This window comes from Flavobacterium esculini (assembly GCF_048284325.1).
Lineage (GTDB): Bacteria > Bacteroidota > Bacteroidia > Flavobacteriales > Flavobacteriaceae > Flavobacterium.
On record NZ_JBLVPI010000012.1, the window covers coordinates 26813 to 42227 of the forward strand.

Annotated in this window: 11 protein-coding genes; 8 read left to right on the forward strand and 3 right to left on the reverse strand. The window is 34.8% G+C overall.

Annotated features, from left to right (window positions below; all coding sequences use genetic code 11):
* Positions 1 to 230 precede the first annotated feature (230 nt).
* The 4 genes from ACNQGG_RS11260 to ACNQGG_RS11275 all read left to right on the forward strand — a co-directional run bounded on the left by ACNQGG_RS11260 (position 231) and on the right by ACNQGG_RS11275 (position 5904).
* Positions 231 to 1745 carry an ankyrin repeat domain-containing protein gene (locus ACNQGG_RS11260; RefSeq protein ID WP_417964024.1) on the forward strand — a complete coding sequence of 505 codons (1515 nt, stop codon included), beginning with the start codon at positions 231 to 233 and terminating at the stop codon, positions 1743 to 1745.
* A gap of 4 nt (positions 1746 to 1749) precedes the next feature.
* Positions 1750 to 2232, forward strand: a complete 483-nt coding sequence (locus ACNQGG_RS11265) for a DUF2271 domain-containing protein (protein ID WP_416856833.1) — start codon at positions 1750 to 1752, stop codon at positions 2230 to 2232.
* A gap of 213 nt (positions 2233 to 2445) precedes the next feature.
* On the forward strand, positions 2446 to 4644 hold the full coding sequence (locus ACNQGG_RS11270; protein WP_417964026.1) for a PepSY domain-containing protein: 2199 nt from the start codon (positions 2446 to 2448) through the stop codon (positions 4642 to 4644).
* A gap of 258 nt (positions 4645 to 4902) precedes the next feature.
* Positions 4903 to 5904 (forward strand): FAD:protein FMN transferase, encoded by a 1002-nt coding sequence (locus ACNQGG_RS11275; RefSeq protein ID WP_417964028.1) that lies wholly within the window; start codon positions 4903 to 4905, stop codon positions 5902 to 5904.
* A gap of 69 nt (positions 5905 to 5973) precedes the next feature.
* Here the strand turns inward: ACNQGG_RS11275 and ACNQGG_RS11280 are convergent, their stop codons facing one another.
* Positions 5974 to 7134, reverse strand: a complete 1161-nt coding sequence (locus tag ACNQGG_RS11280; RefSeq protein ID WP_417964030.1) for an MFS transporter — start codon at positions 7132 to 7134, stop codon at positions 5974 to 5976.
* 433 nt (positions 7135 to 7567) lie between these two features.
* Here ACNQGG_RS11280 and ACNQGG_RS11285 point away from each other — a divergent pair, with 433 nt between their 5' ends.
* Both ACNQGG_RS11285 and ACNQGG_RS11290 read left to right on the forward strand, forming a co-directional pair.
* Entirely contained in the window at positions 7568 to 9886 is a 2319-nt protein-coding gene (locus ACNQGG_RS11285; RefSeq protein ID WP_417964032.1) for a TonB-dependent siderophore receptor, read from the forward strand.
* 510 nt (positions 9887 to 10396) lie between these two features.
* Positions 10397 to 10765 carry a VOC family protein gene (locus tag ACNQGG_RS11290; RefSeq protein WP_417964034.1) on the forward strand — a complete coding sequence of 123 codons (369 nt, stop codon included), beginning with the start codon at positions 10397 to 10399 and terminating at the stop codon, positions 10763 to 10765.
* A gap of 98 nt (positions 10766 to 10863) precedes the next feature.
* On the opposite strand, the gene ACNQGG_RS11295 is transcribed toward ACNQGG_RS11290, so the two are convergent.
* Entirely contained in the window at positions 10864 to 11241 is a 378-nt protein-coding gene (locus tag ACNQGG_RS11295) for a hypothetical protein (RefSeq protein ID WP_417964036.1), read from the reverse strand.
* A 282-nt stretch (positions 11242 to 11523) separates the two neighbouring features.
* On the opposite strand from ACNQGG_RS11295, the gene ACNQGG_RS11300 reads away from it, so the two are divergent.
* Positions 11524 to 11949, forward strand: coding sequence for an HIT family protein (locus ACNQGG_RS11300; protein WP_417964038.1), 426 nt, complete (start codon positions 11524 to 11526; stop codon positions 11947 to 11949).
* Between the two features lie 206 nt (positions 11950 to 12155).
* Here the strand turns inward: ACNQGG_RS11300 and ACNQGG_RS11305 are convergent, their stop codons facing one another.
* On the reverse strand, positions 12156 to 14789 hold the full coding sequence (locus ACNQGG_RS11305; protein WP_417964040.1) for a valine--tRNA ligase: 2634 nt from the start codon (positions 14787 to 14789) through the stop codon (positions 12156 to 12158).
* A gap of 219 nt (positions 14790 to 15008) precedes the next feature.
* Between ACNQGG_RS11305 and ACNQGG_RS11310 the strand changes: the two genes are divergently transcribed.
* Positions 15009 to 15398, forward strand: coding sequence for a DUF1573 domain-containing protein (locus tag ACNQGG_RS11310; protein ID WP_417964042.1), 390 nt, complete (start codon positions 15009 to 15011; stop codon positions 15396 to 15398).
* The last annotated feature ends 17 nt before the right edge of the window (positions 15399 to 15415 follow it).

The window sequence follows — 15415 nt, forward strand, 5'->3', positions numbered from 1 at the left end:
CCTTTAAACCTTTCAGTCATTTTTATATCTAAATAAGATAATTGAAAAATCTGAATTAGAATGTGGCAGACAAGTTTAAAAAAAATACAATAAAATTTTCTCTTTATTAGGGTAAATAATAATTGCTATTATACAATTTATTTTTACATTTGCGTTATTTTTATTTATTCTAAATAACCAAGTTAGATAAACACACTTCCCATATTAATAAGAACCTTTATAAAAAATTTATGAAAAAGAATCTTTTTATTTCTTTTGCCTTAGTCGCTACTTTATTTGTTAGTGCACAGCAACAAAACACACTTTTGGAGCAGTCTTTTTGGAAAACAGCCCCAGATGTAAACGCAGTTAAAGCTGAAATAGCAAAAGGAAACAGCCCGTCAGCATCAACCCCAAATGCTTTTGATGTAACTGTTATGGCAATTAATAATGATGCACCTGCGGCCACTATAAAATTCTTATTGGAACAACCAGGAAACGAAGTCACTAAATCCACACACGACAACCGCATTTATTTACACTGGGCGGCTAATAAAGGAAATCTAGAAATCGTAGAATACCTTATAGCCAAAGGATCAGACATTAACTTAGAAGACAGCCAAGGCACAACCCCAATTACATTTGCAGCCAATAGTGGTCAAAACAATACCGCTGTTTACGAGGCTTTTTTTAAAGCAGGAATAGACCCTAAGAAAAAATACAGAGACGGAATGAACCTATTGCTTATGGCCATCCCTTTTGACAAAGATGGTACACTTTCTAACTATTTCGTTTCGAAAGGATTGCCTCTTGCAGCTGTTGATTCCGATGGTAATACTGCCTTTAATTATGCAGCAAGAACTGGTAACGTAACACTTTTAAAAACGTTATTAGAAAAAGGAGTAAAATACAATGATAATGCACTAATCATTGCTACACAAGGTTCACGCAGAGAAGCAAATACTTTAGAAACTTATAAGTACTTGGTAGAGGAACTAAAAATAAAACCGACCGTAACTAGCAAAACAGGAGAAACTGTACTTCATTTTCTAGTAAGTAAACCAAAACAAACTGAAATCATCAACTACTTTTTGTCCAAAGGAGTAGATGCCAATAAAGCTGATAACGAAGGAAATACGCCACTAATGGTTGCTGCCTCGTCCAGAGAAATTGCTGCACTAGAACTGTTATTGCCAATTGTAAAAAACAACAATCTGCAAAATAGTAAAGGTGAGTCGGCATTGACAATGGCTGTAAAGTCAGGAACTCCTGAAGCCGTAACACTTCTTTTAAGCAAGGGTGTTAACATAAATGTTCAAGACAAAGATGGAAACAACTTAGGATATTACTTAATCCAGTCGTACAGACCGCAAATGGGAATGGGGCGTGGACCGGAAGCGGCTAATACACCAAAACAAGATCCTTTTGCTGCCAAAATAAAATTGCTTCAGGATAAAGGATTAAACTTAGCCACTCCTCAAAAAGACGGCAGTACTCTATACCACTTCGCTGTAGCCAAAAATGATTTAACTTTACTGAAAAAAATTGCCGATTTAAACATCGATGTAAACGCAAAAAACAAGAATGGTTTAACAGCGTTGCACAAAGCAGCCATGATTTCTAAAGACGATACTATCTTAAAATACTTGGTATCTATCGGTGCCAAAAAAGACATTAACACCGATTTTGACGAAAGCGCATATGCCTTGGCAAAAGAAAATGAGTCTTTAACAAAAAATAACGTATCTCTAGAATTTTTAAAATAATATTATGACGTCAATACTAAAAATAGGCCTAACAGGTGCGTTACTATGCCTTTTATCTTTCCAAGCTGCTGCACAAAACACTAAATACAAATGCATGCTCCAAATGTCTAACTATATGGGAGAAGGCGCTTATATTGTGGTTTCACTTGTAAACGCCAAAGGCGAATATGACAAAACGCTGTATGTAATGGGTGACGATAAAAAATGGCACAAAACTCTTAAAGAATGGCATAAATACTATTCTAAAAAACCTTCGGATATCAGTGCCAAAACAGGAGCTTCAGTAACTGGCGGTGACCGTAGTATAACCACCATAGAAATTGAAGATGCTAAAATCAACAAAGGGTATAAATTGCGATTTGAAACAGCAGTAGAAGATCATAAATATTACACCGCTGATTTAGAAATCCCTCTTACCACCCAAGGGATGGCTGAAAAAACAGAAGGTAAAGGGTATATTCGCTACGTAAGATTAAGCAAAATCTAAATATTGAACTTTTTTATCTGCGAAAATCTGCAAAATCTGCGTGAAAATAATAGCACGCAGATTTCGCAGATTTTCGCAGATTTTTTTTTAAAATAAATACGCTTAATAGAAACTTAGAAAAATATAATTTTCTAAAAAAGCTTAAAAATAAAATCTGAAAAGCAAATCTATTTTATTTTTAACAATCAATAATTCCTAAATACAATTACATCAATGACTCTTTCTTTTTGGCGTTACACACACTTAACTTTGGCTGTATTTTCTGCTGCATTTTTAGTGTTGGCATCGGTAACTGGTGTCATACTCGCAGTCGATGCAATACAGGAGAAAACACTGCCCTACCGAGTAGAAAATTTTGAAAAAATAACGCTTGGGGAAACCTTGCCTATACTGCGCAAAACCTATCCTGAAATAACAGAATTAAGTGTTGACCACAATCAATTTGTGACGCTGCAAGGTATTGGTCAGGAAAACAATGATGTCAATGCCTATATTAATCCCAAAACCGGAAAAATAGTAGGTACACCCCTAAAAAAAAGTGACTTTATCCAATGGACTACAGCGCTCCACCGTTCTCTATTTCTTAAAGAAACCGGGCGTTTTTTTGTTGGTTTTATTTCCTTTTTGTTGGTATTGATTTCCATTTCGGGTTTCACTCTGGTTCTTAACAGGCAAAGAGGCCTCCGCAATTTCTTTTCCAAAGTCATCAAAGACTATTTTGCTCAATATTACCATGTTGTATTGGGTAGATTGGCGCTACTTCCCATTCTGATAATTGCCCTTTCTGGAACGTATTTAACCTTAGAAAAGTTTAACTTTTTTATCGAAAAAACAGATACAGAAGAAAAAACCGAAATGGCAGCAACCACGCCTGTTTCAAAAAAAGATACTGAATCGTCCATACTTAAAAATACACTTCTGGCTGATGTACAAAAAATTGAATTCCCTTTTTCGGATGATCCCGAGGAATATTATATTATTACATTAAAGGACCGAGAAATCGAAGTCAACCAAATTACTGGCGCAATTGTACGTGAAATTCCTTTCCCGATGAGAACTTTAGTTTCGGATTTGAGTCTTGATTTGCATACTGGGAGAGCAAGTATTTTATGGGCGATAATTTTAGCAATAGCGAGTTTAAATATCCTCTTTTTTATCTACTCCGGTTTTGCCATGACTTTAAAGCGAAGATCAAGTCGCATTAAAAACAAATACAAACCCGAAGACAGTACATTCATTTTACTGGTAGGTTCCGAAAATGGCAGTTCATTACTATTTGCCAATGCTATTCAGAAACAATTGCTTGCCAACGGAAAAAAAGTTTTCCTTACTGAATTGAATAATTATTCGGTTTATCCAAAAGCAGAACATCTTATCGTATTTACTTCAACCCACGGATTGGGCGACTCTCCTTCTAATGGAAGTAAATTTATAACACTGGTCAACAAAACCGAACAAAAGCAAAAAATTAATATTTCAGTAGTTGGTTTTGGTTCAAAGGCTTATACTGATTTTTGTGCTTTTGCGTATGACATTGATGCCTTATTGGCAAAACAGAGTTGGGCGGAACGCTTTTTAGAATTACAAACCGTAAATGACAAATCGGCTGAAGAATTTGTGGGCTGGGTAAAATTATGGAGTGCCAAAACAGAAATTCCTCTTTCGGCTACTCCATCATTATACAATCATGTTCCAAAAGGATTGCAAAAGTTTATGGTACTCGATAAAACTGCCATTTCTGATACGGAACATACTTTTTTACTCACATTACGAGCTAGTATGAGAGCTAAATTTACTTCGGGTGACCTCTTGGCTATTTATCCTGCAAACGACACACGAGAACGCCTATACTCTATCGGGAATCATAACGGCAACATACAATTAGTGGTAAAACTGCATCCTTCTGGTTTAGGTTCAGGCTATTTATATGATGTTGAACCTGGTTCGATTATAAAAGCAAGAATCCTCAAGAACGCTGCTTTTCACTTCCCGAAAAAAGCATCCAAAGTGGCGCTAATTTCAAATGGAACCGGCATTGCTCCCTTTCTGGGAATGATGGAGCAGAACAAGAAAAAAACAGCCATTCATTTGTATTGTGGTTTTCGAAAAGCAACTGAAACTGTTTTAGGGTATGAAAAATTTGCTGCTGAAATGATTCAAAAACAGCATCTTAAAAGTTTTCATGTGGCTTTATCTCGCGAAGCGAACCATCATTATGTAATGGATCTTATCAAACGAGATGCTGATTTTTTTATAGATTTGCTAACACAAGGAGGCGTTGTAATGATTTGCGGTTCGCTTGCTATGCAAAAGGACGTGGAATCTGCTCTTGATGCGCTCTGTGTTACCAAAGCAACTATGGGAATTGCAGACTATAAAGCTAATGGACAAGTGCTGACGGATTGTTATTAATCCTCACCCCTCCCGATCCCGAAGCGTCGGGACGGGACGGGACTCTCCGAAGGAGATGGAGCCGAAACTGGATAAAACTATAGCAACAAATAATACTTTTACATAAATATATGGATTGGTTATCGCTCTGCGTGAGTGATAGCAGTGAAGCTCTTTTTAGGAGAGGCTTTTTTGCCTCTCCTAAAAAAGCGGGAACGTAGAGCACGACCCGAAGTTTTTACGGAGGGTCACGCCCAAATTATTTTAAAACCACATTTTATGTCTAAAAAACACTTCTTTTTGCTGATTGCGATACTTTTTGTGAGTCAAGGAAGTTATGCACAAATCGTACGAAAAAGAACCACCCTACTTATGGGCGGCCGATTTGACATTACCATTGTAGCAAAGGATTCATTATCGGCAGAACAAAACATAGACGCTGTTATCGCAGAAATTACACGAATCGAAAATTTGATATCCGACTGGAAACCGGACTCGCAAGTATCCAAAGTGAACCAAAACGCAGGTATTCGGCCAGTGAAAGTAGATAGAGAATTTTTTGAATTAACGCAAAGAGCGATTCGGTTTTCTGAAGTGACCAATGGCGGTTTTGACATCAGCTTTGCGGCAATGGATAAAATCTGGAAGTTTGACGGTTCCATGACTGCGATGCCTTCGGCGGAAGCCATTAAGAAATCGGTTGAAAAAGTGGGGTATAAAAATATAATCTTGGATAGTGCTCAATCCACCATTTTTCTGAAACTAAAAGGGATGAAGATTGGATTTGGCGCATTAGGAGAAGGGTATGCCACCGATAAATGCCGGGATATGATGCTTGCAAAAGGGATTAAAGCCGGGATTATAAACGGATCAGGAGATATGAGTACTTGGGGAAAACAGCCTAATGGGAAAGCTTGGAATATCGGTATTACGAATCCTTTTCATCCTGAAAAACTTTTAGCTGTTGTCCCATTAAAACAAGATGCTGTTACTACTTCGGGCAGCTATGAAAAATTTGTTGTTTTTAATGGCAAACGCTATTCGCATATCATCAATCCAGCAACGGGTTATCCCGTGACAGGATTATGCAGTGTGACCGTTTTTGGACCTAATGCAGAAACGGCAAACGGTTTGAGTACTTCGTTAATGGTTTTAGGAAAAACAGCAGGACTGCTTCTACTCAACAAATACCCTGATTATAGTTGTTTAATGATTACAGATGATGGAAAAGTAGTGAAATCAAAAAACTTCCCAATCAAAAAATTTAAGGCGCGGCTTTAATTACTTTACCCTTTAGTTTTTATGCTTTTGTGGCAAAAACAAGCTTACTATTTTGTGGTCTTGGTAAATTCAATTTTCCTCTCTAATTTGATTGACCATCAAAATCATAATGACTCCTAAAAAAGCCATTATCAAAAAGGCCCATTTCATACTTAAGATTTCAGAAATAAATCCAACCATTGGCGGTACAATCAAAAAACCAAGATATCCAATAGTAGAAATGGATGTAAGTGCATTGCCGTTACTCAAACCTTTTGATTTTCCAGCTATACTAAAAATCAATGGAACCACGCAAGAAACACCTATTCCAATGAAAAAATAACCTACTATCGTGGGATAAATAAAGGGCAATAAAAAACAAATTAAAAATCCTACCGTGATAAAAACACCGCTGATTAATAATATTTGTTTGATACCAAATTTCATTACCGCAAAATCTCCCAAAAAACGCCCTAAAGTAACTGCTGTCATAAAAAACACAAAAGCTGCTGTAGTAAGTTTTGGCGAAGCATGCAATATATTTTGAAAATAGATTCCACTCCAGTCGTACATCGTATTTTCGCAAGCCATGGCAACAAAACAGATTAGAGCAAACTTAATCAAATTTTTATCGGGCATCGAAAAGAATTTTCTTTTCTCTTGTAAAGGTTCTGTTTGAATGGTCATTGGATAAAAACAAGCTGTAATCGCCATCATAGCAACACTTATTCCCAGTAAATGATACGATGGTGCTATATTTTGAGTTACCATCACATATCCTAAACCTGCACCTGCAAATCCTGCCAAACTCCAAACTGCGTGAAAAGTAGTCATAATCGATTTTGGATACAATTTTTGAACTTCTAAGGCTTGTGCATTCATTGATAAATTCAGAATATTTCGGGAAGCCCCAAATAATAAAAGAATAATTACTAATTGCCAAACAAAAGCGGTAAAACCCGGTAAAGCCAAGAAAAAATTAAATAAAATAGCACCCAATAACATACAATAACGACTGCTATACTTATTTAATAATCTTCCTGTAAAAGGCATTGTTAGTATCAAACCAATTGGAAATGCGAATAAAACGGCTCCAAATTGTGCCTCACTTAAATGCAATTGCGCTTTGATACTAGGAATACGAGATGCCCAAGATGAATATCCAAATCCGGAGACGAAAAAAAACACTGTGTTTGCTAATCTATATCCTTTGGGGGAATCCATTACATTTTTAAAATAGGGTACAATCATTTTAGGGAATAGTTCAATTTATTTCGACTGCAAAATTAAGGTTTTTTAAGCTTTTTTTATAGGAAATACTATTAACCTCCAGTTTTTCAACTTACTCAACAATAAAAGAACAGTAGTACCGAAAAGTTAGCTCGCAGAGCCAGAGTTTACATTATTGCTTTAACAAAAATTAACATAAAAAGATTTTCAAACTCTTTTCTCAGGCTTAATTTCAGAACTTACAGGAGTAAAAAAATAATCTCACCCTAGAAAAAGACCAAAAAAAGAAAATTTTACACAAAAAAAGTTATTTTTAAAAAACATAAAAAATTGAAATACAAATAGTTAAATACATATTAAAACTTTATTAATATTTAATCTAAATAAGTTTTGTTAATTGAAAAGTGGGTTTTACATTTGCATTGTTATTTTTAATTATTCCAAATAAACAATCATGAAATATATTTTACTCCCAACATTAACCTTATTATTTAGTTTATCTTGTTTAGCACAAGAATCAGCAAATGCTTCTGATGATAAAAATTATGATGAAATTTTCGGTACAATGACCGACACTATAAAAAACAAAAAAGGAGGAGCACTTAAAGAAGTTATTGTTACAGCCAATAAAGAGAAAAAGCCAGTATCTGTATTAAGATCAGGTTTAAAACCAATGGATATCCCACAAAGTGTTCAGGTTATCGGTGCTGAAATTATTGAGCAACAACAAGCTATTCGTTTAAGCGATGTTATAAAAAATGCCAATGGGGTTTATGTAGGTTCCGCACGTGGTGGTGCACAGGAATCATTATGGTCAAGGGGATATGATATGTCTGCCAACAACATGTTCAAAAATGGGTTTCGTTTTAATGCAGGTTCTATCCCAGAGGTATCTTCTTTAGAAAGAGTAGAGTTTCTAAAAGGAGGTTCAGCATTATTATTTGGAAACGTAACACCTGGAGGAATCTTGAATTTGGTTACTAAAACCCCACAATTTACCCAAGGTGGGCAACTATCCATGCAAATGGGAAGCTATGCCTTTTACAAACCTGCGATTGATTTTTACGGACCAATAAACAAATCTATAGCCTATAGGTTTAATGCTTCCTACGAAAATTCAGAAAGTTTTAGAGATTTTGTAAAGAGTGATCGTATTTACATTAATCCTTCGGTTTTGTTTAAAATTTCAGACAAGACACAAATTACAGCACAAGGAGATTATTTAAGTGCTGATTGGACTCCTGATTTTGGTACAGGAATCTTTAGAAAAACCATTTTAGATATTCCAAGCAATAAATATTTTGGTGCACTTTGGTCAACAGGAAACACAAAATCAGCTAGTGCATCGGTACTATTCAATCACGATTTTAACACTAACTGGAAATTAGGATTCAATTCTTCTTTTCAATCATACCACAGAACTCAAAAATCTACTGCACAGTTAAACACAATTGATATCAATGGAAATTGGAAACGTGGTTTAACACAATCCGACGCTGCCGAAAAAATATTTGCAGATCAATTGAATTTGCAAGGAACTTTCAATACAGGAAGTATCAAGCACCAAATATTCACAGGAGTAGATTATGAAAATTCTTCTGCACCAAGTTATACGTATGGCTTTTTTGCTACCTCAACAGGTACCACAGCTATTACTACTGAGAATACTGCTATAAACCTTTTTAATTATGATTATAGTACACAAAGTCTGAATGTGCCATACCCAACTAGAGCAACACAACTAGCTACCACAGATACAGAACGTTTTGGTGTTTATGCGCAAGATTTAATTTCGGTTAACAATTACATCAAGGTTCTGGCAGGACTGCGTTGGTCATGGCAAGAAAGTGATGTTACAACCTCTAAAGAAGTAATAGGGAAAATTAATGGAGTTGACACTATTACTACTACTCTTGAAAATGCAATCCCTACAACAGGAGTCAAAACTTTAAACAGAGCCTACTCTCCAAAGGCAGGATTGGTAATTCAACCTAATAAAGATTTGTCTTTGTTTGCTAGTTATTCAAACTCGTTTACTCCTAATACAGGAACAACAGTAGATTTAAAACCATTAGACCCTTCTATCATAGACCAATATGAGGCTGGTATCAAAAAAGATTTCTGGAAAGGAATATTGAGCACCAATGTAACCGTATATCAAATCCAAAACAGCAATTTTGCTCAAACAGTTCAGTTTGGAGCAGATGGTATTTCGCCAAACGTAAATACCAATCTAAAAGAATTAGTTGGAGGAACAAAAGGAAAAGGAATTGAAGTAGATATTACTGCCAGACCATTTGCAGGTTTGAACATCAATGCTGGATATAGCTTTAATGAAACCAAAATTTCAAAATCTTCAGGAACAAGCGGGAGTCTTGTAGTGGGAGATCTTTTAGCAAGAACACCAAAGCATACCGCCAATTTAAGTTTTTTCTACAAATTACCAAGCGGCCTATTGAAAGGGCTAACTTTTGGAGCTATCGGAAGTTATATTGGTGATCGTACTGGGGGTTGGAATGACCGTTATGTATGGACAGAAAACAAACCAGTAACTACTCCAAAAACATATACTGTTACTATCGAAGACCGAGATATTCCACTACAAGGTTACACCACCGTTGATGCATCTGTAGGTTACGATTGGGAAAAAGTATCAATTTTATTCAAAATATCTAACATTACTGATGAATTGAACTATACCGTTCACGAAAATTACAGTGTAAACCCAATTGCACCGCGTCAAGTAATGGTAAGCTTAAAATACAAGCTATAGTTTAAATTTTTTAGTTTAAAATTTCTAAAACTTTTTCTGTCTCTTTCATTTTTTTGAAAAGCAGAAAAAATTTTTTGCTATACCAAAATAAAAAGAGTTTTTTTTTTGCAAAAAAATGAAAAATAAAAAAAAATCAACTTCAGAAATTCACATCGTGATTTAGGTTATTTCTATAATGGATTAATCCGTTGAGTACAATTAGTTTTTGATAGGATTTGCTTATAGCGACAGGAAAAATTTTATTATCATTTTAATCATTCCAATACTTTTCTTTCTCGCTTTTTTTTTACTAAATCACAGTAATAAAGAAGAATAATCAAGAATTACCAAAGTTCATAACGATGAAAAGAAATTTGATTGGGAAAGAATTTATAACATATTTAGTTAAAAAAATAATTTACTTTTGAATACAAAAAAATATGAACCAATTATTTTAGAATAAATAGAAGTTGGCGAAAAAAATTTAAAACCATATTAGATTTCGTTGAAAAGCGAAATAAAGAAAAAAAAATGGACCATAGAGCAAAATCAATTCGGCCTTTCATTGGAGCCAAAAATTACGAGTTATCCCGCAATTTTTATCGTGATCTTGGTTTTCAAGAAAGTATTTTATCATCTGACATGTCCTATTTCAATACAGATGGATTAGGCTTTTATTTGCAAAATTCTTATGTTAAAAATTGGATAGACAACACAATGGTTTTTATGGAAGTCGATAATGTCAAACAATTTTGGAATGAATTATTAGAATTAAAACTTACTTCTAAATATAACACTATTAGATTGACGCCAATCCGTGAGCTTGAATGGGGAAAAGAATGTTTTTTACATGACCCTTCAGGAATCCTATGGCATTTTGGAGAATTCAATACCAAATAACTTATAAAAAGCTCCGCTATTTTTTAAGAGAAGGCAAGTAAACAAGATTACAAACAAGTACATTTTATATTCAGAATGTAAAGAAATTACAAAAAACCTTAATGAATTAGAATTCCGTTCTTTTCAAGTATTTCAAAAAGTCCGATACTTTGATTTGGATCATATTTCTCAATACCACTTTGATACCATTTTTCTATCATATCGATTTGAAAAGAAGTATACCCGCCCGTATCCAAAGGTAAACCCAACAAACCTGAGATCAGAAAATCTTCTAAAACTTTATCCGTAACAATACATTGGGGAATTCCTTCATTAATGTATCCGTTCATTCTCTCATAATCTGATCTTCCGGAATTAAATCCAGTAATAAAAGCGTCATTATTTTTTACGCTGTTAAATTGCTGAAATGGATTCAAGCCAAGTGAATACCCTTCAACATAATCTTGTCTATAAGCAGGACTAAATATTTTTTTCATCTCTTTATTAATGTGGTATTTGACAAATATTTATCAAACATATTAACAATATGTCAGTAAATACACAAAACTCGTTAAAAGGGAGAAATACTCTTCAAATCGCAACATCGGTGACATTTATCGATAAAATATCGCCAAGTCACAACCATAAAATCTAATACTTTTTTTTTAGGAAGTAGACTCTATTTCTCTTCTTCTCACAAGAAACATTCTTACACCATTAATTTTAATGATTATTTCACTAGTTTTGAAGCAACCAATAATTATTTACATAAAAAAATTATGCCAACACCTATTTCAGAATGTTTATACTGTCAAAATAATGACACCTTAAATCAATTAATGATAAAAATTTGCGATTTAGAAGTGTCTCAATTATTCTTATTTAAAGAACAATCCTACTTAGGCCGTTGCAATGTAGTCTATAAAAATCATGGTATTGAATTTTATGAATTGAGCGATGAACAACGCAATGCCTATATGCGTGATGTAGCAACAGTAGGAAAAGCAATTGCCGCAGCCTTTAATCCTACTAAAATAAACTACGGAGCTTTTAGCGATACATTATCGCATCTACACATGCACATTGTTCCAAAATACAAAGACGGATATGGTTTTGGAAGTGTTTTTGAAATGAATCCACAAAAAACACTGCTATCTGATACCGAATATACTGAGGTAATCGAAAAAATAAAAACAAATCTGTAAAACAGAAAAATCCCATTCGTGCGAATGGGATTTTTCATTTAATGTCTTTATCCTAAAAAAATATTTTAATTTGGGCGTGTCCCTTCGTAAAAACTTCGGGTCGTGCTGTTCGTTCCCGCTTTTTTATTAGAGGTAAAAAAAGCCTCTAATAAAAAGAGCTCCACTACCATCACTCACGCAAAACAAAAAATAGATAGATTTCCAGATTATTTCAATCCAGCCAAACTATGCTCAATCGTTTCAATTTTAGACAGCGCATCCGCTTCTTTTTGTCTTTCATTTGCCAAAACTTTCTCCGGCGCACCACCCACAAATTTCTCGTTCGCCAGTTTGTTTTGAACGGATTTCAAGAAACCTTGTGTATAAACCAACTCTGCATTTAGTTTCGCAATTTCTTCCTCCACATTGATATTTCCGGTAATCGGGATGAAATACTCATTTGATTTTACACGGAAAGACAATGCACCATCCACTTTATCCGAAACATATTCTAAAGAAGTAATATTCCCTAATTTAGTCACCACCGAATCAAAATAAGTGGATGCTTTATCATTGTTTACCACTTTCAATTCAATAGTATCTTTGAATGGAATATTCTTGTCTTTCCGAATCGTTCTTATTCCAGAAATCACTTCAATTGTACTTTCAAAATTAGCAATTAAACGGGCATTGAAAGGTTTCATTTCTGGCCAAGTCGAAACGATTAAAGCTTCTTCAGTTGTTCTTTCGGCAAGAATTTGCCAAATTTCCTCTGTCAAGAACGGCATAAACGGATGCAATAATTTCATGTTATTTTCAAGCATTTCTATCGCTTTCGCAAAAGTCACGCTGTCAATTGGCTGTTGGTAAGCCGGTTTTATCATTTCCAGAAACCAAGAACAGAAATCGTCCCAAACCAATTTATAAATTGCCATTAAAGCATCGGAGATTCTATATTTTTCAAAATTATCTTCAATTTCCAAAAGTGTTTGTTGCACCTTGGCTTCATACCATTCAATTGCCACTTTGGATGATTCCGGTTGCGGTATAGCATCCGAAACTTCCCATCCTTTTATCAGTTTGAAGGCATTCCATATTTTATTGGTAAACGCTTTTCCTTGGTTACACAATTCTTCGTCAAACATGATATCATTTCCTGCAGAAGCGCTCAAAAGCAATCCTACACGAACACCATCAGCACCAAATTTTTCGATTAAATCCAAAGGATCAGGAGAATTTCCTAATGATTTAGACATTTTACGTCTTTGTTTGTCACGAACCAAACCGGTCAAATACACATTTGTAAATGGTTTTTTACCCGTATATTCATAACCCGCAATAATCATTCTCGCTACCCAGAAAAACAAAATATCCGGACCCGTTACTAAATCATTGGTTGGATAATAGTATTTAAAATCTTCGCTTTCAGGATCCATAATTCCGCCAAAAACGGACATTGGCCACAGCCAAGAAGAAAACCAAGTGTCTAAAGCATCAACATCTTGTTTTAGGTTTTCGGTGGTTAGGTTTTGGTTATTCGTTTTAGTTTTTGCTAATTCTAAAGCCTCTTCGATAGATTCAGCAACCACGAAATCTTCTTTTCCATCCCCGTAGAAATAAGCGGGAATTTGTTGACCCCACCACAATTGACGTGAAATATTCCAATCGCGTATATTATTTAACCAATGAGCGTACGTATTATTAAAACGTGCTGGATGCAATTTAATTTCGCCATCTACTAAAACAGATTTGATTGCTGGTTTAACCAAATCTTCCATTTTTAAGAACCACTGGTCTGATAAACGAGGCTCGATAACTGCTTTCGTTCTCTCAGAAGTTCCTACTTTATTCAGGTGGATTTCTGTTTTAGCCAAAGCGCCAATCGTTTCTAATTCTTTGGCAATTGCCTCCCGAACCACAAAACGATCTTTTCCCTGATAATGCAATCCAAAACTGTTCAAAGTCGCATCTTCGTTGAAAATATCAATAATTTCAAGATTATGCTTCTCCCCTAACGTTTTGTCATTCATATCGTGGGCAGGAGTTACTTTCAAACAACCTGTTCCAAATTCGATATCTACATATTCATCTTCAATAATTGGAATCACTCTCCCGCAAATAGGCACAATCGCTTTTTTGCCTTTCAAATGAGTAAAACGTTCATCATTAGGGTTGATACAAATCGCAGTATCCCCAAAAATAGTTTCCGGACGTGTGGTTGCAATCGTCAGAAAGTCTTCACTTCCTTCAATTTTATATTTTAGAAAATACAATTTTCCTTGTTGTTCTTCATAAATTACTTCCTCGTCAGACAAAGTAGTTTTAGCTTCAGGATCCCAGTTTACCATTCGGTATCCTCTATAAATCAAACCTTTATTATATAAATCCACAAAAGAACGAATTACAGAAGCTGACATATCAGGATCCATCGTAAACTTAGTGCGTTCCCAATCACAAGAAGCACCTAATTTTTTTAATTGGTCCAAAATTACACCACCATATTTATCCGTCCATTCCCAAGCATGCGCCAAAAATTCTTCACGAGATAAATCATTTTTATTGATTCCTTCTGCTTTTAATTTCGCTACAACTTTAGCTTCAGTCGCTATCGAAGCATGGTCTGTTCCTGGAACCCAACAAGCGTTGAATCCTTTAAGACGCGCTCTTCTAATTAATACATCTTGAATAGTATTGTTCAACATATGTCCCATGTGTAAAACCCCGGTAACATTAGGCGGCGGAATTACAATGGTATATGGTGTTCTATGGTCTGGCTCCGAATGGAAATAATTATTCTTCATCCAGTAGTCATACCACTTATTTTCAATAGTTTTAGCGTCAAATTGTGCAGGAATTGTCATTTTATTGTGGATCGTTTAATCGTTAAATTCGATTGTTTGTTTGTTTAGTTAAACGTATAACCAAAGCAACAAATAACCTTTTAAAATTTGGTCTGATATTTGTAATTGTAAATAGTGGACAAAAGTAAATAATTAAGTACACTATAAAAAGAGAAATAAATATTTGTGCATTAATTAAAACAAAGTACTTTTACTTAACCGAATCTAAAAAAAATGAAAATGAAAAAAATAATTACTTTAATCGCAATATTATTTGTAAGCATCGTCGGTTTTGCACAATCTGGAGCTAAAATTGATTTTGCAGCTAAAGACAACACCATTGATTATGGAAAGGTTTCCAAGGGAAGTGATACCGGAATAAGAATATTTGAATTTACAAATACCGGAGACGCGCCCTTAATCATTACCAATGTATTGTCAACCTGTGGATGTACTGTTCCAACAAAACCCGCAGGACCAATTATGCCCGGGAAAACTGGAAAAATTGAAGTTAAATACAACATGACTCCAGGTCCTATACGTAAAACTATCACTGTGGAATCTAACGCAGTAAACTATGAAGATGGTAGAGTCGCATTAAAAATTAAAGGAGAAGTTATTACCAATTAAACATTTTTTGAAATAAC